The 23643-nt window shown below is 44.4% G+C and carries 10 protein-coding genes and 1 pseudogene; all 11 read left to right on the top strand.

Annotated features, from left to right (window positions below; genetic code table 11):
• Nucleotides 1-58: 58 nt before the first annotated feature.
• The 11 genes and pseudogenes from ACKPCE_RS15280 (at nt 59) to ACKPCE_RS15230 (ending at nt 23559) form a co-directional block, all read left to right on the top strand.
• Complete coding sequence (locus tag ACKPCE_RS15280; protein WP_319505820.1) at nt 59-4177, top strand: hybrid sensor histidine kinase/response regulator transcription factor; 4119 nt, start codon at nt 59-61, stop codon at nt 4175-4177.
• An 8-nt stretch (nt 4178-4185) separates the two neighbouring features.
• Complete coding sequence (locus ACKPCE_RS15275; RefSeq protein WP_319505819.1) at nt 4186-6600, top strand: alpha-L-arabinofuranosidase family protein; 2415 nt, start codon at nt 4186-4188, stop codon at nt 6598-6600.
• Between the two features lie 439 nt (nt 6601-7039).
• Nucleotides 7040-10288: a SusC/RagA family TonB-linked outer membrane protein gene (locus ACKPCE_RS15270; RefSeq protein ID WP_319505818.1), complete on the top strand. Its 3249-nt coding sequence runs from the start codon at nt 7040-7042 to the stop codon at nt 10286-10288.
• A gap of 14 nt (nt 10289-10302) precedes the next feature.
• Nucleotides 10303-12333, top strand: a complete 2031-nt coding sequence (locus ACKPCE_RS15265) for a RagB/SusD family nutrient uptake outer membrane protein (protein WP_319505817.1) — start codon at nt 10303-10305, stop codon at nt 12331-12333.
• A 164-nt stretch (nt 12334-12497) separates the two neighbouring features.
• Entirely contained in the window at nt 12498-14411 is a 1914-nt protein-coding gene (locus tag ACKPCE_RS15260; RefSeq protein WP_319505816.1) for a family 43 glycosylhydrolase, read from the top strand.
• Between the two features lie 30 nt (nt 14412-14441).
• Nucleotides 14442-15683: a DUF2264 domain-containing protein gene (locus ACKPCE_RS15255; RefSeq protein ID WP_319505815.1), complete on the top strand. Its 1242-nt coding sequence runs from the start codon at nt 14442-14444 to the stop codon at nt 15681-15683.
• Nucleotides 15684-15698: 15 nt separating this feature from the next.
• Nucleotides 15699-18827: a beta-galactosidase, LacZ type gene (gene lacZ / locus ACKPCE_RS15250; protein WP_319505814.1), complete on the top strand. Its 3129-nt coding sequence runs from the start codon at nt 15699-15701 to the stop codon at nt 18825-18827.
• 13 nt (nt 18828-18840) lie between these two features.
• Nucleotides 18841-20154, top strand: coding sequence for an alpha-l-rhamnosidase (locus ACKPCE_RS15245; protein ID WP_319505813.1), 1314 nt, complete (start codon nt 18841-18843; stop codon nt 20152-20154).
• Between the two features lie 22 nt (nt 20155-20176).
• Nucleotides 20177-21286 (top strand): annotated as a pseudogene (locus ACKPCE_RS15240) (glycoside hydrolase family 88/105 protein); the annotation flags it as partial.
• A complete protein-coding gene (locus ACKPCE_RS15235; protein WP_319505992.1) occupies nt 21275-23050 on the top strand; it encodes a glycoside hydrolase family 2 protein in 1776 nt (591 codons plus the stop codon). The pseudogene ACKPCE_RS15240 and the gene ACKPCE_RS15235, both read left to right, overlap by 12 nt.
• A gap of 110 nt (nt 23051-23160) precedes the next feature.
• Nucleotides 23161-23559: a DUF4890 domain-containing protein gene (locus ACKPCE_RS15230; protein ID WP_319505812.1), complete on the top strand. Its 399-nt coding sequence runs from the start codon at nt 23161-23163 to the stop codon at nt 23557-23559.
• Nucleotides 23560-23643 lie beyond the last annotated feature (84 nt).

The following is a 23643-nucleotide window of genomic DNA, read 5'->3' as shown; positions in this document are numbered from 1 at the left end:
CCTTGCTATTGGGCAAAATAACGTATATTTGCGTCATTGGTTTACTAAAATCTGAGATATGCAAAAACGCTGTTTTGCCCAATATATTACCTGGTTGTTCTTTTTGATCACCGCCATCGTTTCTGTTCATGCCGAAAATCGTGATTTGATCACTCGTTTGAAGTTCAAACAACTCTCTACCATTAACGGTTTGCCTACCAATGAAGTCCGACGCCTCTACCAAGATAAAGACGGATACATCTGGATTGCCACAACAAGCGGACTCTGCTTGTATGATGCGTATCAGGTAAAAATATACAAATCGAATTTATACTCTCCCAATTTGTTTAGCAACAACAACATTCGCTGTGTGTCTGAAGATAATGATCATAACCTGTGGATAGGAACCAATAACGGGGTGAATATACTCAATAAGCGAACAGGGGCTATTCGCCAGATACTCGATAATCGTTTTCACAATAGTGTGGTTAATACCATCAAGACCACCCGTTCGGGAGTTACTTTCATCGGGACAGACCGGGAGCTGTTTCGCTACGATGCCCATTTGGATTCTTGTGTTATATGTGTGTCGGAAACCGATAAAGATCTTAATTCACGCTTGTACAATGTGCAACATTTATATGAAGACTCACAGGATCAGTTATGGATAGCCACTAGCTACGGACTGATTCGATATGATGTAGCACGCAACAAATATCATCTTTACTCGCTTCCTTCCGCACACTTCGTTTTCGAAGACAGTAAACACCGCATCTGGGTTGGAACGTATGGATCCGGATTATATCTGATGGAAAATCCTTACCAACCGAGTGAGGTTGTGTGGCATTCGTTTAATCACCGTTCGGGTGATGCTAATAGTCTGGGAGATAATGTGGTGTATGCCATGGAAGAAGATCTGAATACGAAAACACTCTGGGTAGGTACCCGCAGTGGTCTCTCAATCCTTGATTACAAACCATCCGGTACACAGTTTATCAATTACCAGCCCGGGCGCAATTCTTCCTTATTTTCCTTTAATGAAGTGAATGCCATTATCCGAGACAACCAGGGAATTATGTGGTTGGGTATGCTTGGAGGAGGCGTGGGGTATGTTTCAACCAATAAATCAATGTTTCAGCTGGATGCTTTGCCCGATGTGAAAGAAACACTGACGTCAAACGCGGTAAGAAGTATTTTAGTTGATCATACCGGTATGCTCTGGATGGGTATCGGTAGCTATGGTTTCATCGTGAAGAATCCGAAGACCGGTGAGTGGAAACACTATAGAGACTACCCCGATTTTGCTGACTATCCCGATTTACCAACTATCAATACATTTATGCAGTCGCGTTACGATCACAAAATATGGCTCGGCACCTTTAATTCAGGGATTTATATTTTTGATGGAAACCAAAGACCGGGACACCGCGTGAGTCACATTGCCCAGTATACTCATGGCTGGCTACCCAGTTCGTGTGTATACGGCATAAAAGAAGATTCAAACCGCAATTACTGGATTGCCACCCGGTCAGGACTTGCCTTGTACACGGCGGCCCGTAAAGGGTACAACCTCACGCAGAATGTTTACCCCGGCTTTTTCTATTGTGTGGAGCAAGATAGTAAAGGATACATTTGGGCGGGCAGCGGAAGTTATGGCGTTTTGCGGATTACTTCCTCGGGGTCTGCTCCCGAAGATGTGCGCTTTACCGAATATTCACCTCGCAATGGTAAACTGAACTGTTCTGATGTACAATGTATTTATCAGGATAGTAAAAAGAGGCTTTGGCTGGGAACGGATGGAGGCGGACTAAACCTATATGATGCCGCTCAGGATAAGTTTGTAGCCGTTAGTTCGTTGCTGAATATTCCCGGTGACGGAGTTTTCTCTATTCAGGAAGATAAATTGGGTAATTTGTGGATGGGAACCAATGTCGGATTAATCAAACTCTCCATTCAAAACGGTGTGGACAAGGGAACTTATCGACTTTACACCCGTGAGTTCGGCTTACAGGGAAACATCTTTTTGAGAGGTGCTTCTTTTAAATCAAAATCGGGTGAACTATTCTTCGGTGGTCACAATGGTTACAACTATTTCTATCCCGAATCGGTGAAAGACAATGGCATTCAACTGCCTATTGCTATTACTGATATAAAGATCTACAACCAGTCGTGGGGGGCGCTAGATAAAGAAACAAAAAGCGAAATATCTAAGTATGCGCCCGGTTATACACAAGAAATTGTACTTGATTATAACCAAAATAACTTCAGCATTGAGTTTGCTGCGTTGAATTATGTGGCGCCTATGCAATGCATGTATGCCTATCGCTTGAAGGGTTTCGATAAACAATGGCAATACACCGATGCCTCCCGACGCTTTGCCTATTACAATAACCTGGATGCCGGAACGTATGAATTTGAGCTCAAAGCTTCGAATGAAGGAGGAATCTGGACCGATAAACCATTGTCTATTAAGGTGGTCATTTTACCTCCTCCCTGGAAAACATGGTGGGCTTATACCATCTATTTTATTTTGCTGGTGGGCATTGCCTATTACTTCTATAAGGTTGCCAAAAACCGTATAGCACTTAAGAATTTGGTTCATCTCAAAGAAATAGAACGTTCCAAGTCTGAAGAATTAAACCATGCCAAATTGCAATTCTTTACGAACATAACCCACGAGTTACTAACTCCGCTTACGATTATATCGGCTACGGTTGACGAGTTGAAGATGCAGGCACCTCAACATACTGATTTGTATGGGGTAATGAACAATAACATCAGGCGATTGATTCGTTTGCTGCAACAAATATTGGAGTTCCGTAAAGCGGAGACCGGCAACCTGAAATTAAAAGTATCGCCGGGTGACGTAGCTGCCTTTGTGAAGAATGAGGCTGAATGTTTCTTGCCTTTAGTTAAGAAGCGTAAGCTGCATTTCTCTGTTATTTGTGATCCGGAGTCCATCATGGGATATTTTGATCCGGATAAACTCGATAAGATATTATATAACTTGTTATCGAATGCAGCTAAATACAATAATGCAGGTGGGTTTGTACAAGTCAACCTGTCGTATGACAGTGATAAAGACTTTATCCTTTTACGAGTACGAGACAACGGTAAGGGTATTTCCGAGGAAGGGAAGAAGAATCTTTTCAAGCGATTTTATGAAGGAGATTACCGTAAATTTAATACCATTGGAACCGGCATTGGTTTGGCGTTGACAAAAGACTTGGTTGAGCTGCACGGCGGAAGCATTTCTGTGGAGAGCGAAATTGATAAAGGAACTACTTTCTTTGTCAGGTTGCCTATCGACAAGTCTTACTTCAAGGATGAAGAGGTAGACGAAGAGACCCTTCCGGCACAGAAAACAATTTCGGGTATGGATGATAACACGAGCCATGTTGTACGGGTAAGTGGGAACAAGCCTAATTCGATCTTATTGCTGGAAGATAACAATGAACTGCTTCAGCTAATGGTTAGGTTGCTGGGGCGCGATTACAATGTGTTTACCGGAGCTAATGGAAAAGAAGGATTAGAAATACTGGAAAACGAAGACATTGATTTGGTCGTTTCTGATATTATGATGCCCGAGATGGATGGAATTGAAGTGTGCCGTTATATAAAAGAACGGTTAGACTACAGCCACATACCCATTATACTGTTGACAGCCAAGAACACTGAAGAAGACAGAGCTGAAGCTTATGAATCGGGTGCAGACGCTTTCATCAGCAAGCCCTTTAACCTGCCTGTGTTGCATGCACGTATTAAGAATTTGCTGAAGTATAAAGAACGTATGGCACGTGATTTCAAGAATCAGCTTGTTTTTGAAGTGAAAGATTTGCATTACACCAGTCTGGATGAAGAGTTTATGCAGCGTGCTATTGAATGTGTGAATAAACATTTGAGCGATCCCGATTTTGACCAGCCGCAGTTTATAGACGAGATGGGAACAAGCAAATCAACGTTATATAAAAAACTCAAATCGCTTACCGGACTTAATACATCAGCCTTTATTCGTAACATTCGTTTGAAAGCTGCTTGTCAGATCATGGAGGAGAAACATTCCATACGTATATCCGAATTGGCTTATGCGGTAGGGTTTAATGATCCTAAATACTTTAGTGCCTGCTTTAAAAAAGAGTTCGGCATGCTCCCCTCAGAGTATATTGAGCGTTTCGTACCCGATAATACCACTTTATAACAATTACCATGAAAAAACACATGCTGAGCATCATGCTTTTATTATCTGCCGGTTGGGTTTGCGCAAACCAGCCCGACTCCGTTTATGTGAAAGGATATACCACGGCTAAAAACAACTACAAAGACGGGTTGCACCTTGCTTATAGTATTGATGGGAAACATTGGCAGCCTGTAGCCGATGAGTTTTCATTCCTGAAAAGCGATTACGGTCGATGGGGAGCAGAGAAACGAATGATTAACCCGCAACTGCTGCGTGCACAGAACGGTACATGGCATTGTCTTTTCGAAGTGAATGAACGCGATGGAGTAGTAGGAGTGGCTTCGTCCGAGGATTTGATTCTTTGGACGCCGCAAGATTATTATGTAAGCAACTCTGGTGAGGTAGAAAAATACCTGCTCTCACAAGGGCTTGATAAGAAATCAAATGCTGTGTGTAAAGTTCCTTATCAGGTAGTGCAGCGATTAGTAGATCACAGCATGGTAACCGCATACAAGAATGAAAAAAATGCTGAAACGGCAGAAAGCTTTGCTGCCCGTTATGCTGATTTGAAACCTGTCGGTGCTACGCTTAACATCAACCAAGAAGACAGAAAACCTATTAGCGACAAGCTCATAGGTGTATTCTTTGAAGATATTAATTATGCAGCCGACGGTGGGTTGTACGCCGAACTGATACAAAACCGTGATTTTGAGTACACGAGCAAAGACAAGAAAGAATGGAACAGTCTCACCGCATGGACAAGCAAGGGCTCGGTGCGTATTGAAACCGTTAACCCTCTGCACGATAACAACAAACATTACGCCTTGCTGGGCAGCGGACAAACTCTGATTAATGAAGGTTTTAACGGCATTGCCATTCAAGCGGGCGAGAAATATGATTTCTCTGTGTTTGTGAAGGCTTCTTCTGCATCCTTGTTTTCTGTTAGGCTAATTGATGCAGCGGGTAAGTCCTTGTCGAACGAGTTGGTGCTATCTGCGACTTCCCGTTCGGCTGCCAATGGCTGGAAGAAAATAGAGAAAGTGCTTACGGCAACAGCTATCGCTCCCGATGCCCGATTGGAGATTAAAGCAGTGAAGGTTGCTTCCGGTGAGCAGCTTGCAGTAGATATGGTTTCATTGTTCCCACAAAAAACATTTAGGAACCGCAAGAACGGACTGCGCAAAGATCTGGCACAGATGATAGCCGATATTAAACCGCGTTTTGTGCGTTTTCCCGGAGGATGTGTAGCTCACGGAAACGGTATGGACAATATCTATAATTGGAAGCATACCATCGGCAAACTAGAAGAACGCAAGCCCGATTTTAACCTTTGGGGGTACCATCAAACCAAAGGATTGGGATATTTTGAGTATTTTCAATATTGTGAAGACATCGGGGCGGAACCGTTACCTGTTTTGGCTGCCGGCGTACCTTGTCAGAACTCCGCTCACAATCATGCTACCGGTTTGGCGGGACAACAAGGAGGCATTCCGATGGAGCACATGGATGAGTATATTCAAGATGTGCTGGATTTGATAGAATGGGCTACTGGCGACAAGTCGACCGTTTGGGGACGTAAGCGTGCTGAGGCGGGACATCCCAAACCTTTTCACCTGAAATACCTCGGAATAGGCAATGAAGACTTAATCTCTACAGCCTTCAAAGAACGGTTTGACATGATTTACAAAGCAGTAAAAACCCAGTATCCCGAGATAACGGTCATTGGTACGGTAGGACCTTTCTACGAAGGTTCCGATTATGAGTTTGGGTGGGATTTCGCTTCCAAACTTGAGGTACCTATGGTTGATGAACACTATTACGTAGCCCCAACCTGGATGATTAATAACCAGCGTTATTATGATAAGTATGATCGTAACAAGCCTAAAGTCTACCTGGGCGAATATGCCACTTGGGGCAATACCCTTTACAATGCACTGTCCGAAGCCCTTCATTTGTGCAACGTAGAGCGAAATGCAGACATTGTTTCCATGACCTCGTATGCTCCTTTATTGGCAAAAGAAGGTTTTACGCAGTGGAATCCGGATTTGATTTACTTCAATAACACCGACGTAAATCCTACGATTAATTACGAAGTACAAAAACTGTTTGGAAATTATTCCGGTGAGGAATACATAGCCAGTGATTTAACGGTTGATAACCCGAGTGCCGAGATACAAAAACGGATCGTTCAATCTGTTGTACGCAACAAAGAAAACGGCAATCTTATCGTTAAGTTGGTGAATTTGCTTCCGGTTGAAACAACCGTTGAGCTGTCAAACCTGAAAATTCAGGGAAGCGTCATAAAGCGGACGGTTTTAAGAGGAAACCCATCCGATAAGAAAGTTGTTCCTGTTTCCGACCGATGGATACCGGATGGAAATAAAATAATACTTCCGGCTTATTCATTTGTCGTACTTGAACTCATTCCGCCTTTTGCTACATAAAATGCGTGAAAAAAAGTATCACCAAGTATCACCAACCGCGTAATAGACTGTCTTACAGGTTACTATGTGTGATACTTGCCTGAAATAAAGCCTCACCAAGTATCACCAAGTATCACCAATCATTTGCTGGTGAACAAACCTCATCTCCACCCGGATGTATACACTTTGTACACCCCCATGTACACTGTCTGTAGATCCGGGTGTACAAGTATTCTACACCCCCATGTACACGAGGTTTGTTCACCGGCAATTCATCTTTATAAGCCAAGCGTAACACTCATAGCACCTTTCAAACAGGTGGAATTATGGTTTAAAAAGGGTTATGAACCATAATTCTACCTTTTAAGACTCTGTATAAACCTTTATTAAAGTTAACGTACGTAAATTTGTCTCAGTGATTTTTTTGAATCCGAATGTTTAATCTTTAAATTAGAGTGCAATGAAAAAACAGAGACTTTCAGAAAGGCTTATGATTGAGAAAGTGGGTATCGCTTTAGCAATCTGTCTGGTCTTTCTGTTGAATGTTCAATTCCTGAACGCACAAAATTCAACAATTAATGTAAGAGGTGTAGTGACCGATGGATCGGGTGAACCCATTATAGGCGCTAGTGTGGTGCAAAAGGGTAACACCTCTCGCGGTACCATTACCGACCTCGATGGTGCTTTTACCCTTCAAGGTGTGCCTGCTACCGGTACACTCGTAATCACTTACATAGGTTACAAAACTGTGGAGTTGCCCTTGCGTGGCAAAACTCAGGTGAGCGTTAAGCTCGAGGAAGATACTAAAACACTTGAAGAAGTAGTGGTAGTAGGTTATGGTAGCATGCGTAAGAAAGACCTTACGGGGTCGGTCGTGCAGATTAACCCAACTAAAATTGCTGATCAGAACCCCGGTACTGTGCAAGATTTGCTACGTGGTACACCCGGTTTGCAGATTGGTTACTCGTCTTCAGCTAAGAGTGAACCCTCTATTCAGCTTCGTGGACAGAACTCGCTTTATACTGAAGGTTCACACAACGCGCCTCTTATTATACTCGATGGCATGGCTTTCGGTGGCGAACTGAGTGAAATTAACCCCGATGACATTGCGCAGATTGACGTATTGAAAGATGCTTCTTCGGCAGCCGTTTACGGAGCCAAAGCAGCAAGTGGTGTGCTTATTATTACCACTAAGAAAGGTAAGGAAGGCAAGCCTGTTATTAATATTGGTATGAATGTAGGTGCTAACACCAAGGCCGCTTATCGCGACGTGTTCAGTCCTTCGGAGTACATGACTTACCGTGAAGACTGGTTCAAGGCCACTACTTACGGCTATGATGAGGACGGAAATTGGGGCTATTATTCAAAAAGCAGCGGTGTTCCTGCAGGTTACTATGACCATTATAACAACCTCTCAAAGTATGGTACAACTTCTGATCAGTGGTCTACTACAGGAGCCAAGACTTTGCAAAATGGTGAGAGCCTCGAATCACTCTACGCTCGTCGTATGGGTCTCGATGCCGATGCTGCTTTGGTGATGCAGAATTACCTGGCCGGCAAGACTTATGACTGGAACAAAGCAGTATTCCGTACGGGTCTTAATCAGGACTATAACGCCAGCATTTCCGGAGCCACCGATAAGGTGAATTACTACCTGAGTTTCGGTTATCTGAATAATGAAGGAGCCATTCAGGGCGATGATTATCAAGCTTTCCGCTCCAACATGAAGATTAATGCCAAAGTTACCAATTGGCTGGAGATAGGTGCCAACGTAAACTTCCAAGATCGTAGCGACGAATCAAGCGCTGTGCCTCTGGGAAGCAACTATTGGGACAGTAACCAACTTCGTCAATCGCCTTACTCACTTCGTTGGGACGATGAGGGCAACGAGCTGCAATATCCTACCAGTGGCAATCCTACGAATGGTGGTTATAACTATCATTTCGAAGATCAGTATAACGAATTGGAAAAGGGCTACACTGTACTTAACACCATCTTCAATGCGAAGTTGACACTGCCGCTAGGTATTACCTATCAGTTCAACATCGCTCCACGCTACCAGTGGTTCTATGATCGCTATTTTATGTCTTCCGAGTTACCCAACAGCACGCCTGCCGAACGCGGCGTAAACCGTAACACATCGAAGAACTTTGATTGGAACCTAAATAACACCCTGACTTGGGATCAAACTTTTGACAAGCACCACTTTACTGTCACCTTGGTGCAGGAAGCTGAAGAGAAGCGCTACTGGTATGACGAAATACATGCCCGCAACATTACTCCTTCCGACGCGCTTGGATTCCACTACGTTTCTGGGGCCGACAAGGAGCAAAGTTCCTTCTACACCAACGATACCCATTCACAGGCTGCCGCCTATCTGGGTCGTTTGTTCTATGGCTACAATGATCGTTATATGTTTACCGGTACTGTACGCCGTGATGGTTATTCTGCTTTCGGTTCTAATAATCCGTGGGCTACATTCTGGTCTCTGGGTGGTAGCTGGGTGTTCTCAGAAGAAAGTTTCATCAAACAACCTTGGCTGGATTATGGAAAGTTGCGCGTATCTTACGGTACAAACGGTAACCGCTCGCTGAAAGACACTTATCTGGCACTGTCTAATCTTTCCAATGGTGGAGTGATGGGCTATTACAACAGCGACGGTAGTGCAGCTGTTATTCAGGCATTGGAAATCAGTCGCTTGGGTAACCCCAACTTAGAGTGGGAAAAAACTACGGCTTATAATGTAGGTATCGACTTCTCCGTATTGGACAGCCGCTTCACCGGTAGCGTGGAATGGTACTACAAGAAGACGCATGACATGATTATGAACCAACGCTTGCCTAACTTCACCGGTTTTAGCAGCATCACCACCAACTTGGGTGAGGTAACTAACTCGGGTTTTGAACTGACGCTCAACTCCCGCAACATGGAAATCAAGAACTTTACTTGGAATACCTCTTTCGGATTCTCTTATAATAAAAACCGCATCAATCACCTTTATTATGAGTATGACGAAAACGGAAAGGAAATCAATGATACCAGCAACAAATGGTATATCGGCAAGCCTGTTGGTGAAATCTGGGATTTTGAAGTAGACGGCATTTGGCAGCTCAACGAAGCAACCGAAGCGGCTAAGGTGAACCAGAAGCCCGGTGACCCGAAAGTGGTGAACCACTATACGGACGACGATAAGGAAGACGGCACTCCCGTGTACAACGACAAAGATAAAGTGTATCAGGGTACCACTGCTCCTCCTATCTATTGGAACTTGCGCAATGATTTCACGTTCCTCAAGGACTTTACATTCTCTTTCTCCATGTATTCTTATATGGGTCACAAGAGTCAGGCCGGTTACTATTTGAACGGTGACAATTCCGGTTCTATGTTCACTCAAACGTCTAACACTTACAAGAAAGAGTACTGGACACCCGAGAATCCTACTAACGATTATGCTCGCCTGAATGCAGTAGGCCCCAGCGGCGCCACTGGTGTTCAGAAAGTTTACAACCGCAACTTTGTGCGCTTGGATAATATCACCCTTGGTTACACGTTGCCCGTGAAGTTTACCCGCAAGTATCAGATAGAGAAAATACGCCTTACAGCTGGCATTAATAACGTTTGCACGTTCGATAGCTGGGATTATGGTGACCCTGAAACAGGTGGCTACTCAAATCGCCAATTTCAGTTTGGTATCAATGTTACACTCTAAAATCGTAAACCAATATGAAACAGTATATCAATACTTTATTATACAGAAGCAGCAAGCTTGTAGCTCTAGCAGCTACAATGACTGCTTGTACCGACTCGTTCCTTGAGCAAGACCCGCTTTCTTTTTACGAGCCCACTGCCACTTACTCTACGGAATCAGGTTTGCAGTCGGCCCTCACCATGTGTGACAAGCAGTTGAAAACTTATATCCTCGACGGTAACTGGAACAACGTGGGACTTGCCACCAATTATTACCTGACAGACGTGGGCATGTATGCCAAAACCGATATGGGTGGTGGTTTCCAAGATAACTTCGATGCTAAGCTGACTCCCACTTCGGGTATGTCGGGCGGTGGCGACGGTAACTTCATGCAGCGTTTCTGGGATCAAGGTTTCAATGCTGTAAAGTACGCTAACTCTGTACTCTCGTACGTTGACAAAGTACAAGGCCTTGCTGATGACATTCGTGACGCATATAAAGGTCGCGCTTATTTCCACAGAGCCTATGCTTACTATAACCTGACTTTGCAGTTCGGTGACATCCCTTTAATCACTAAGTTGATGACTTCACCCAAGCAAGACTACAAGTCTACCAGCAAAGAGGCCATCTTCAAGATGTTGGTGCACGATCTTGAGTTTGCCGTTCAGCATGTTCCTTCGCAACAAAACATGTCGTATATAGGTATGGTAAATCAAGAGGCTTGTATGCACCTTTTAGTGAAATGCTATCTTGTGACGGGAGAGTACGCTAAGGCAGAGCAGACTGCTACCGAACTTATCACCAATCACGGCTTGCACCTGATGCTGGAATCTTTCGGTACGTGGCAGCCTTCGGGCAACGAGAAGACATGGAAAGTTACCCGCAATGTTGTGTGGGACCTTCACCGTACGCCTAACATTTGTCACTCGGCAAACAAAGAGCTTATTATGCCTATTATTAACTCCAACGACCAGAACTTTACCACCTATAACATTATGCGTGCAAACTTCGCCCATTGGAGCAACAGTGTGATTCGCGATCCTCATGGTCTGGCTTCTCCGGCTTCCAACTATGCTCGTAATAATAGCAATTACAACGCTGAACTCGACTGGGTTCGTGTGGCTGGTCGAGGCATTGCTTTGAACCGTACTTCCTATCACTATAACAAAACCATCTGGAATTATGATGGTGAAACAGACTGGCAGGATCTTCGCCACAACCGCGAGGTGGGTAACTGGATGGAAATGGAAGATTTCAAATACAACAACCCCAAATCCGGTTGGTATGGCAAGAACTATCAACTTTACGCTACTGAAGACTATGGTAACAACGGTTTAGGAGGTCCTCTTGTTAGGAAAGGTGATATTCTTTGTTCAGATACTATCCGTAGTTGGTATCCTACGCCTCTTTATCAACTTTATATTCTCGATGCGGTAGCCGAGGCTAACCAGGGAGCCAACCAGTTCCAAGGTGCTCAAGGTAAAGGTTGTAACGGTGACATGTATTTGTTCCGCTTGGCAGACACTTATCTGCTGCGTGCTGAGGCTCGTTTCTATCAAGGCAATGCCAGCGGGGCAGCTCAAGACGTGAATGCCGTTCGTCAGCGTGCTAATGCCAAGAAGATGTACACCACTGTCACCATAGGTGATATTATGGACGAACGTGCCCGTGAGCTTTATATGGAAGAATTCCGTCAGGCTGAAATGGCCCGCGTTTCCTGGTGCCTTGCTAAGAGTGGTAAACCCGACGAATGGGGTAACACTTACGATATCAACACGTGGGATAAGCAGGATGGTACTGATCTCACTGGCGGTAGCTATTGGTATAAACGTTGCACCACTTACAACGTCTTCAATCGCCCGTATGGTAAGGGACAACAGGGAAGTCAGGCTTTTGAGTACAAGGTGAACAAACATAACATCTTCTGGCCCGTGCCTAACTCTGCCATTACTGCTAACAATAAGGCCGATCTCCGCCAAAACTTCGGTTATGACGGTTACAGCGACCAGATTCCAATGTGGACTAACTGGGAAGAAGCTGTGGCTGATGAAGGCGGTAGTAATTAATAACCTATTAGTTTGATCTTTTCAATAGGTCTTCTATAAATTTGTTTAACGGGTGGGGCAGGTCTCTCCTGGGTGAAAGCTTGCCCCACCCTTTTTTCTTTGATGCACAGGTTAATTCTATGCTGTATATAGGTTTCTACTAAATCAACAAACAACATAACAGGATGAGAAAGAAAATAATGGTAAAAGTGTTATTTCTGCTGTTTCTACTTGCTCCGGTAAACATGCTTGGGCAAAGCACATACAAACTTGTCTGGAGTGACGAGTTTAACAAACCCGGTAAGCCCGACAGTACCGTATGGAGTTTTGAAGATGGGTTTGTGCGTAACGAGGAACTGCAATGGTATCAGCCTGACAATGCTTTTTGCGAAAAGGGCCTATTGATTATTGAAGGTAGAAAAGAGAAAGTAAGGAACACAGAATACAACAAAGAGGGTAAGAGCTGGAAACAGGCACGTAAGTATGCTTTTTATACATCGTCTTCCCTAAAAACGGCCGGTAAAAAAGAGTTTTTATACGGACGGATAGAGGTTCGTGCCAAGATACCCGTTGGGGGAGGTGCGTGGCCTGCTATATGGACATTAGGTAATAACATGGAATGGCCTTCGTGTGGTGAAATTGATATCATGGAATATTACCGTATTCAGGGAATACCACACATCTTGGCTAATGCTGCCTGGGGCACGGATGCCCGGTATCATGCCATGTGGAACAGTAAAAAGATTCCTTTTGACTACTTCTTGCAAAAGGACAAGGAATGGGCTTCTAAATTTCACATCTGGCGTATGGATTGGGACGAAGAAGCAATCAGACTTTATTTAGATAACGAATTGCTTAACGAAATACCGTTGAGCCAAACCACAAACGGTTCGCTGGGCAATCATCAGAATCCGTTTAAACAACCTCATTATATCTTATTGAATCTGGCCCTTGGCGGGGTGAACGGCGGTGAACCCGATGATAAAGCTTTCCCCATGAGATATGAAATAGATTATGTCAGGGTGTATCAGAAAGAAAAGATGATTCGCTCGGGTGAGTTATGGCCCGATAACGAAGGCAATCACATTAATGCTCACGGTGGTGGCGTACTTCATTTTGGTAATAAATATTATTGGTTTGGAGAACATAAGAGTGCCACAACCAGTTCGGCGCTGGTTGGAGTGACTTGTTATTCGTCAACTGATTTGTGTAACTGGACCAACGAAGGAGTTGCCTTGCCGGTTTCGGATGATCCTGCCAGTGACATCGTAAAAGGATGTATTATAGAACGTCCTAAAGTTATTTATAACAATAAAACAAAGAAATTTGTCATGTGGTTCCATTTGGAGCTAAAGGACAAAGGCTATGCTGCTGCTTGTGCCGCTGTAGCGGTTAGTGATCAAGCAACAGGGCCTTATCAGTTTATCGGTTCTTTTCGGGCCAATCCGGGTGTTTATCCGTTTGATATGCCTCAGGAACTGAAAAATAAGCAGTTGAAATTGGAGGATTATAAGGAATGGTGGACTCCCAAGTGGTATGAAGCAGTGAATAACGGACTTTTCATTCAAAGAGATTTGGCCGGCGGACAGATGTCGAGAGACATGACTTTGTTCGTTGATGAGGATGGTAAGGCGTATCATATTTATTCTTCGGAAGAGAATCTGACGTTACACATTGCCGAGCTGAATGATGACTATCTGGGTTATACGGGAAAATATATGCGAGTGGCTCCTGCCGGACACAACGAGGCGCCTGCCATCTTTAAAAAAGACGGAATGTATTGGATGATTACTTCGGGTTGTACCGGTTGGGCACCCAATAAGGCGCGTATGTTCTCGGCTCCGTCTATCTGGGGACCGTGGACAAAACATCCTAATCCGTGTACGGGGGAAAATGCAAAAATAACATACGGTGGACAAAGTACTTACATATTAACCCTTCAGGGTGAGCCAAATAAGTATATCTTTATGGCTGATATCTGGAGGCCGAAGAATCCCATTGATGCACGTTACATCTGGCTGCCTGTTCAGTTTGATGATAAAGGCGTACCGTTCCTGAAATGGATAGATGAGTGGAGTCCGGCCGAATGGATAAAGTGAATTAATACCAACGTTTAAGATACCATGAAAATGAGACAGAACATTTTTGTATGGCTGCTATTGGCCTGTTTCTTACCTGTTCAGTTTGCACAGGCAAAGAAAAAAGTAGAAAAAGAACCCGACGACCGCACTTATTGGTGTAACCTGATGTATCGCATGGCTGCTCCTGTGTTAAGTAACATGAGTGAAGGTAAGCTGCAACAAAATATGCAGGTGGAAGTAAGTCCCACGTGGGATGGCAGAGACAAGGCAGTAACTTATATGGAATGTTTTGGCCGACTAATGGCGGGCTTGGCTCCTTGGTTGGCTTTACCGGATGACAATACTCCCGAAGGGCTTCAACGCAAGCAACTTCGCCAATGGGCATTGAAGGCATACGCTCAGTCGGTTGACCCTGCCAGTGCTGATTACTTGTTGTGGAGAAAAGAGGGACAGCCTTTGGTGGATGCGGCTTACATTGCCAACAGTTTTCTGCGTGCTTATGATAGCTTGTGGATGCCTTTAGACAGTCTGACCAAAGAACGCTATATCTCCGAGTTTAAACAGTTACGTCGTGTGGACCCTCCGTATACAAACTGGTTACTATTCTCCGCTACCATTGAAACGTTTTTGATGAAAGCCGGTGCCGGTTCTGATAATTACCGCATCAATTCGGCTTTGCGCAAGGTGGAAGAATGGTATGTAGGCGACGGATGGTATTCAGACGGTCCGAGCTTTGCCTTTGATTATTATAACAGTTACGTGCTCCATCCCATGTATGTGGAATGCCTGGAAGTGGTAACCGATAAAAAGCAGAACTGGATTGCTCCCCGCAAACGCTACGAAACAGCAGTGAAACGCATGCAACGTTTTGGCATGATATTGGAACGCTTCATCTCTCCCGAAGGAACTTTCCCTGTTTTTGGCCGTTCCATTACCTATCGCACAGGTGTGTTGCAGCCTCTGGCTTTGCTCGCTTTGCGTGAAGAATTGCCCCAATCTCTGCCCAACGGGCAGGTGCGTGCGGCCATGACTGCTGTCATCAAACGAATGTTCTCTTCGCCGGCTAATTTTAATGAGAAAGGATTTTTGCGTATTGGCTTCAGTTCATATCAGCCTAACATAGCCGATTGGTATTCCAATAACGGAAGCATGTATCTGGCTTCCTTGGCTTTCTTGCCGTTGGGCTTACCGGCCAATCATCCTTTCTGGACGGATGCACCGCAACCGTGGACCTCAAAAAAAGCTTGGGAAGGTGACGATTTTCCTAAAGATCATGCTTATTACGAATAAATAAAACACTGAAATATGAATTATCTTTCTAAACAATTTGTAGGTGGATTGGCCGCTCTGATGCTTGGCACAAATCTTTCCGCCCAGACACCCGACTGGGAAAATCCATCGGTATTTGCCGTGAATAAAGAAGCTCCGCGTGCTACGTCGTTGCCATACAACAACGAGCAGCTGGCTGTGAATGATGTTTATGAGCAATCTCCGTATTATTTATCGTTGAACGGTACGTGGAAGTTTCGCTGGGTAAAGATACCTGCCGAACGCCCTGTCGATTTTTACATGGAGAACTATAATACAAGCGACTGGGATGATATTAAAGTTCCCGGTAACTGGGAATTGCAGGGGTATGGCATTCCTATTTATACGAATGTGACGTATCCGCATCCCAAGAATCCGCCTTTTATTCCCCACAACGACAACCCCGTGGGAAGTTATAAACGTTCTTTCGATTTGCCGGCTTCTTGGAATGGCCGTAGGATTTATCTTCATTTTGAAGCAGGAACATCGGCGATGTATATTTGGGTGAACGGACAGAAAGTGGGTTACAGTCAGGTAACAAAGAGTCCGGCTGAGTTTGACATAACTGCTTATGTAAAGCCCGGAAAGAATCAGGTTGCAGTAGAAGTTTATCGATGGAGTGACGGTTCTTATCTGGAAGATCAGGATTTCTGGCGCTTATCGGGCATTGACAGAAGTGTTTATTTATATAGTACCGACCAAGTGCGCATAAAAGACTATTTTGCACTGGCTGATTTGGATCGGTCTTACAAGAACGGTATGCTGAATGTGACGGTTGACCTGAAGAATTACAAACAACAAATGGAGAGTGGTGTGGTGCATCTTTCTTTGTTGGATCAAAAAGGAAAATCGGTAGTTCAGCTTTCCAAACCCGTACAAGTAGGTGCTGGAGAGGTAACAAAGGTTGCATTCTCACGCAATGTTTCTTCGCCTGCGCTATGGAGTAATGAAACTCCGGTGCTTTATACGGTTCTGCTTACGCTGAAAGATAAGAGCGGGCGGATTATTGAAACAACTTCCTGCAAAACAGGTTTCAGAAAAGTAGAAATAAAAGATGCTCAACTGATGCTCAACGGTAAGCCGCTGTTGGTTCGTGGAGTGAATTTGCACGAACATAATCAATATACAGGCCATTATGTGGATAAAGAAACCATGCTGGAAGACATACGCATGATGAAACGTTTCAATGTGAATGCCGTGCGCATGAGCCATTATCCCCAAAGTCCGCTGTGGTACAAGTTGTGCGATCAGTATGGTTTGTTGATTTGTGATGAAGCCAACATTGAAACCCACGGAATGGGAGCTGAACTTCAGGGTTGGTTTGACAAGAGCGTGCATCCGGCTTATCTTCCCCAATGGGCACCTGCTCACAAGGATCGTGTGGAACGATTGGTTGAAAGAGATAAAAACCATCCGTGTGTTATTTTATGGAGTTTAGGCAATGAATGTGGAAACGGTCCCGTGTTCCATGAAATGTATCAATGGGTGAAACAGCGCGATGCTTCTCGTCCGGTGCAATTTGAACAAGCGGGCGAACAAGAAAATACAGATGTTGTGTGCCCCATGTATCCAAGCATGCGTTACATGAAGGAATATGCTGCGCGCACGGATGTAAAACGTCCTTTTATCATGTGCGAATATGCACATGCCATGGGTAATAGTACCGGAAACTTTCAGGAATATTTTGATGTTATCGCCACAAGCAAACACATGCAGGGAGGATTTATATGGGACTGGGTAGACCAGGGCCTTGCAACAAAAGATGAAAACGGCAGATTCTATTGGGCTTATGGTGGTGACTTCGGTTCGGCTCACTACCCGAATGAAGAAAACTTCTGTACGAACGGATTGGTGTTCCCCGATCGCACTCCGCATCCGAGTTTATTTGAAGTGAAAAAGGTGTACCAAGACATTCTGTTTAAAGCTAAAGATGTGGAAAACGGACGCTTGATTATTCAAAATCGCTTCTTATACACGGACCTGAAGAATTATAACTTTAAGTGGGAGCTGTTGAAAAATGGCGATGTTGCAGCTAGCGGTACTTTACAAGTTAGCTTGCCTGCCGGTTCATCCAAAGAGGTGAAATTGCCTTTGCCTGCTCTTCAACAAGAATCGGAAGCTGAATATTTGCTTAACGTGTATGCTTACGCCAAATACCCTTCTGAAATGATTCCGGAAGGACATGAGGTCGCTCGCGAGCAGTTTGTTCTGAACGGAAACTCTTATTTTGCCGGTCAAAAGAGTACGACTGGTGCAATTGATATGAAGGAAGAAAATAATGTGTTATTCTTTACCTGTGGTGATGTACGCATTTCATTTAATAAGAGAAACGGTGAGTTGAACGGTTACCGTTACCAAGATAAAATGTTGCTGGGACATGCACCGCAACCACAATTCTGGCGCGCGCCTACCGATAATGATTTCGGTAACCGCATGGGTATTCTTTGCAATGTTTGGCGTACTGCCGGACAAAACAAGGAGTTCAAAGGCATGAATGTGGAGCGAAAGGATGGGGCTGTAACGCTGACTTCTATTTATTACTTGCGTGATGTGGCTTCGGATTATACGGTAAAATATACGGTTTATGCCGATGGTCGTGTGGAGGTTAACGGTAGCTGGAAAGCTGGGAATATTGCCTTACCTGAGATACCTCGTTTTGGTATGCAGATGACTTTAGCGCAAGAGTTTGATCAGTTTAGCTGGTATGGCAGAGGTCCGTGGGAAAACTATTCGGACAGAAATACGGCTAGCTTTATAGGTAAATACACCAGTACGGTCGACGAACAATACGTGGCTTACATCCGTCCCCAAGAGAATGGAAACAAAACAGATGTACGCTGGCTTACGCTAACTAACAAAGAAGGCTTTGGCTTACGCATTGACGGTTTGCAACCACTCAGCGTGAGTGCACTTCGCAACTATCCGGAAGATTTTGATGCCGGACTGACTAAGAGTCAGCGCCACATCAATGATATAAATCCCCGCAAGGCTGTTGTTTTGCACGTTGACTTGGCACAGCGTGGTGTGGGAGGTGATAATAGCTGGGGTATGTATCCGCACGAGCCGTATTTGTTGAAAGCAAAAGAATATACGTACGGTTATGTAATTAGTCCGGTTGCAAAGTAATAGTGTAAGGGTAATGGGTACGTTTTTAAGCAAAAGAATACTATCAGGAACTTTTCTGTTGTGCGTGTTGACCTCCTCTTTGTTTGCTCAGAGGTTGGTCGACGCGGGCAAAGGATATAGCCGTACATCGGTGAACACAACTGTTTTCCGCAACAATTCGCTGGTTACCTACCGCAATACGCAATACATTTCTTATTACGATGGCGATGGGTATCTGGTGGTTGGAAAACGCAAATTAAACAGTGATAAATGGCAACTCCGGCGCTCGCAATACAAAGGTAATTGTGCCGATGCTCACAACGTAATCAGTTTGATGGTTGACGGTGATGGCTATCTGCATGCGGCGTTCGACCACCACGGACATCCGTTGAATTACTGCCGCAGCGTAGCTCCGGGCTCTCTTCAGTTAGGTGATAAAGAAGTGATGACCGGTGTCGACGAGCAAAATGTTACTTATCCGGAGTTTTATAAGTTGGCCGGCGGTGATTTGATTTTTGTTTATCGCTCGGGCTCTTCGGGAAGAGGTAATCTGGTGATGAATCGTTATAACCTAGTCTCCCGAAAGTGGGAGCGGGTGCAGGATGTACTGATTGACGGAGAAAACCAGCGCAATGCTTACTGGCAACTCTACGTTGACGAAGCGGGAACCATCCATTTGTCGTGGGTGTGGCGTGAAACTTGGTTGGTGGAAACAAACCATGATTTGTGTTATGCACGCTCACGAGACGGAGGAAAGACTTGGGAAAAATCGAACGGAGAAACGTATGCTTTGCCAATCAACGCAACCAATGCCGAATATGCTTGTCGCATCCCTCAAAACAGTGAATTGATCAACCAAACCAGCATGTCGGCCAATAAGGAAGGACACCCTTTCATTGCCACTTATTGGCGCAGTGCCAACAGCAATGTTCCTCAGTACCGCCTGGTGTGGTTTGATGGTAAGCAGTGGCGTCAACAACAGGTATCACAACGTGTCACTCCTTTTAGTTTAAGCGGAGGGGGAACCAAGATGATTCCCATTGCGCGTCCCCGACTGGTTATCAACGAAAAAGGAGGGAAGTGCAAGGTGGCTTATATTTACAGAGATGAAGAACGGGGCAGTAAAGTCTCAATGGCCGTTACGGATAATGTGGAAAGCGGAAAATGGATGTTTTCTGATCTGACCGATTTCTCCGTTGAGGCTTGGGAACCTTCGCACGATACGGAATTGTGGAAAAGCCGTCGCCAGCTTCATCTGTTTGTTCAGAAAACGGCACAAGGAGACGGAGAAAAAACGGTGGAACAGGAACCAACTTCCGTTTACGTACTCGAGAAAATAAAAATGTAATGGAACTATAAAATTGAATAACATGAAAAGGTCTTATTTGACAGCTCTTCTGCTATGGGCTATATTGTCAGTGGCTTATTCCCAGGCTTCCTTTACGAAATCCGAAACGCTTCGGGTTATTGATAAAGTGAACGCTTACTGGCAACAAAACAATCCCAAACACGGCAGGTCTTTTTGGGATAATGCAGCTTACCATACCGGCAATATGGAGGTTTATTTCTTAACGGGCAACGAAAATTATCTTCGCTACACGGAAGAATGGGCCAAATATAATGAATGGAAAGGAGCTAAATCAAATAATAAAAACGAATGGAAATATAGTTATGGTGAAACGGATGAGTACGTTCTTTTCGGCGATTATCAGATTTGCTTTCAAAACTACGCCGATCTGTACATGCTTTCTCCTGATCCTAAGAAGATAGCACGTGCACGCGAAGTCATGGAGTATCAGATGAGTACCGACCGGAATGACTACTGGTGGTGGTCGGACGGTTTGTATATGGTGATGCCGGTAATGACCAAACTTTATAAGATAACCGGCAATGATTTGTATCTGAAAAAGTTGCATGAATATCTTACGTATTCAGACAGTATAATGTATGATTCGGAGGCTGCTCTGTATTACCGTGACGCTCGTTACGTATATCCGAAACATCAAACGGTGAATGGGAAGAAAGATTTTTGGGCACGTGGTGTAGGTTGGGTTTTTGCCGGCTTTGCTAAAGTATTAAAAGACTTGCCGCAATCGGCCGTTCATCGCTCGGCTTATGTGAAACGCTTTCAGGACATGGCCAAGGCTATTGCTGCTTCGCAACAACCCGGTGGCTATTGGACTCGTAGCATGCTCGATCCTACTTTTGCTCCCGGACCGGAAACGAGTGGTACGGCTTTCTTTACCTATGGCTTTCTCTGGGGAATCAACAACGGTTTACTCGACATGGAGACGTATGGTCCCGTTGCGCTCAAAGGATGGGAATACCTTGTCAATACAGCCTTGCAGGAAAACGGAAGAATTGGCTATGTTCAGCCTATCGGCGACAGGGCGATACCCGGTCAGGTGATTGATGCTAACTCAACAGCTAATTTTGGGGTTGGCGCATTCTTACTGGCAGCTTGCGAAATGGTTCGGTATGCACCGGAATCTCCTGTTCTGCAAAACGTATATGCCCGTCATACCTTTTCCTTGAATGGCTCATGGAGAGCCATTGTAGATCCTTTTGATAATGGCTTTTACGATTATCGGTTGAAAGAAAACCCCAATGGCTTTTTCAAGAATCAGAAGATGCGTGATAAGTCGGACTTGGTAGAGTATAACTTTGATACGGCACAACAATTGATGGTTCCGGGCGACTGGAATACACAAAACGATAAGCTTTTTTTTTATGAAGGCAGTGTGTGGTATAAAAAAGACTTCACGTACAATAAGAAAGCGGATACTAGAGTGTATTTGTATTTCGGTGCGGTTAATTACTTAGCTAATGTTTATTTAAACGGTGAGAAGGTTGGTGTACATGAAGGCGGATTCACTCCTTTCTATTTTGACGTAACTGATAAACTTCGTGAAGGAGATAACTTTGTTGTGCTGCGTGTAAACAATGAGCGCAAGCCCGAAGGCGTACCTACTGTCAATTCAGATTGGTGGAACTACGGTGGCATTACCCGTGATGTGCTGTTAGTGGAAACTCCCGAGGTGTCTGTAGACGATTATCTGGTGCAACTTCCCAAAGGAAAGTACAACGAAATAACGGGTTATGTTAAGCTAAGCAAACCTGTGCCCGGTGTTAAAATACAAATACGCATTCCTGAATTAAAAATAACACAGACACTGACCACCGATGAACAGGGGAAAGCCGCTTTTGCCTGCAAGGCGAAACCCCAATTATGGAGCCCTGAGAATCCTAAACTTTATGCCGTGGAAGTGCGCAACGGATCAGAAGTGTTGGAAGATAAAATTGGTTTCCGTCAGATTGAAACGAAGGGAAAGAGTCTTCTGCTGAACGGAAAGCAAACTTTCCTTCGGGGTATTTCCATTCACGAAGAGGCACCTTACAGACAAGGGCGCGTGTACAGCAAAGAAGAATCGCTTCTTTTATTGAACTGGGCTAAAGAGTTGGGTTGTAACTTTGTGCGTTTGGCTCACTATCCGCACAACGAGCACATGGTTCGTGCAGCGGAAGAAATGGGGTTGATGGTGTGGTCGGAGATACCTGTTTACTGGACCATTCACTGGGACAATCCCGATACGTATCATAATGCATCGGCACAATTGAATGATATGATGGAACGCGATAAGAACAGGTGCTCCGTTATTATATGGTCGGTTGCCAATGAAACTCCTCACAGTGATGCGCGCGATAATTTTTTGGCTCGTTTGGCTAAGCAAGTTAGGAACAAAGACAATACTCGTTTGCTCAGTATGGCAATGGAAGTGACCGGAACCAAGAACAACATCAGTCAGGTGAAAGACTACATGAGTGAATACGTTGACATCATCAGTTTTAATAATTACCTGGGCTGGTATGGAGGCACACCGGAAGACTGCAAAACCAGGCAGTGGGATATACCTTACGACAAACCTTTCTTTATCAGTGAGTTTGGCGGAGGTGCGTTGCAAGGTTTACACGGTGATAAAACGGAACGGTGGACAGAAGAATACCAAGAGGAGTTATACAAGAACACGTTGGATATGTATAACCGTGTAGACGGATTTGCCGGTACATCTCCCTGGATATTGATGGATTTCCGTTCCACCCGTCGCCAGCTTAATGGCATTCAGGACTTCTTTAACCGAAAAGGTGTGATATCCGAAAGAGGTGTCCGTAAAAAGGCATTTTATGTGCTGCAGGACTTCTACCGTAGCAAGAAAGCAGAGTATGAACAGAAAAGCAAAAAATAAAAACTGTTAAAAAAGAAATTTCAATTAAACACTTGCTCTTTTCGTTAGTCATATAGATGTTGCAACAAAATAAAAGAGAACCAATTTTATAAATTAAAAAGCGAAAAGAGATGAAAAAGATAGGATTTCTAATTGTTGCGTTGCTGCTTACAGGCGGCATGGCTATGGCTCAAGGCATGCGTAACGGGAAAAAGATGGACCCGAAAGAACGTGCTGAGAAAATGACCGAACGCATGGCTAAAGAGTATTCTTTAAACGAAGCTCAGAAGAAAGACTTATTGGAAGCCAACATGGCCTTAACTGAGAAAATGGCTAATCGTGCGGAAGATAAAAAAGCAGAGAGGGAAGAACTGCGCAAAGAAATGCAGAACAACCGCGATGCTTACGATGCTAAGTTAAAGAAAATCCTGACCGAGGAGCAATATGCTGCTTACAGTAAAAAACAAGCTGAACGACAGAACAAAATGGGCGACAGAGGTCCCCGTGGCGGACAGCGTGGAAATAAATAAGAAATTTCATTAGGTTAGTTTTAAGGTTAACCAACGTGTTTTATTGACAACTTGTATTTTTTTGCAGCTAATGCTCTTACAGCG

It is taken from the genome of Bacteroides graminisolvens (genome assembly GCF_963666085.1).
Lineage (GTDB): Bacteria > Bacteroidota > Bacteroidia > Bacteroidales > Bacteroidaceae > Bacteroides > Bacteroides graminisolvens.
This window is presented reverse-complemented; position numbering and strand designations above follow the sequence as displayed.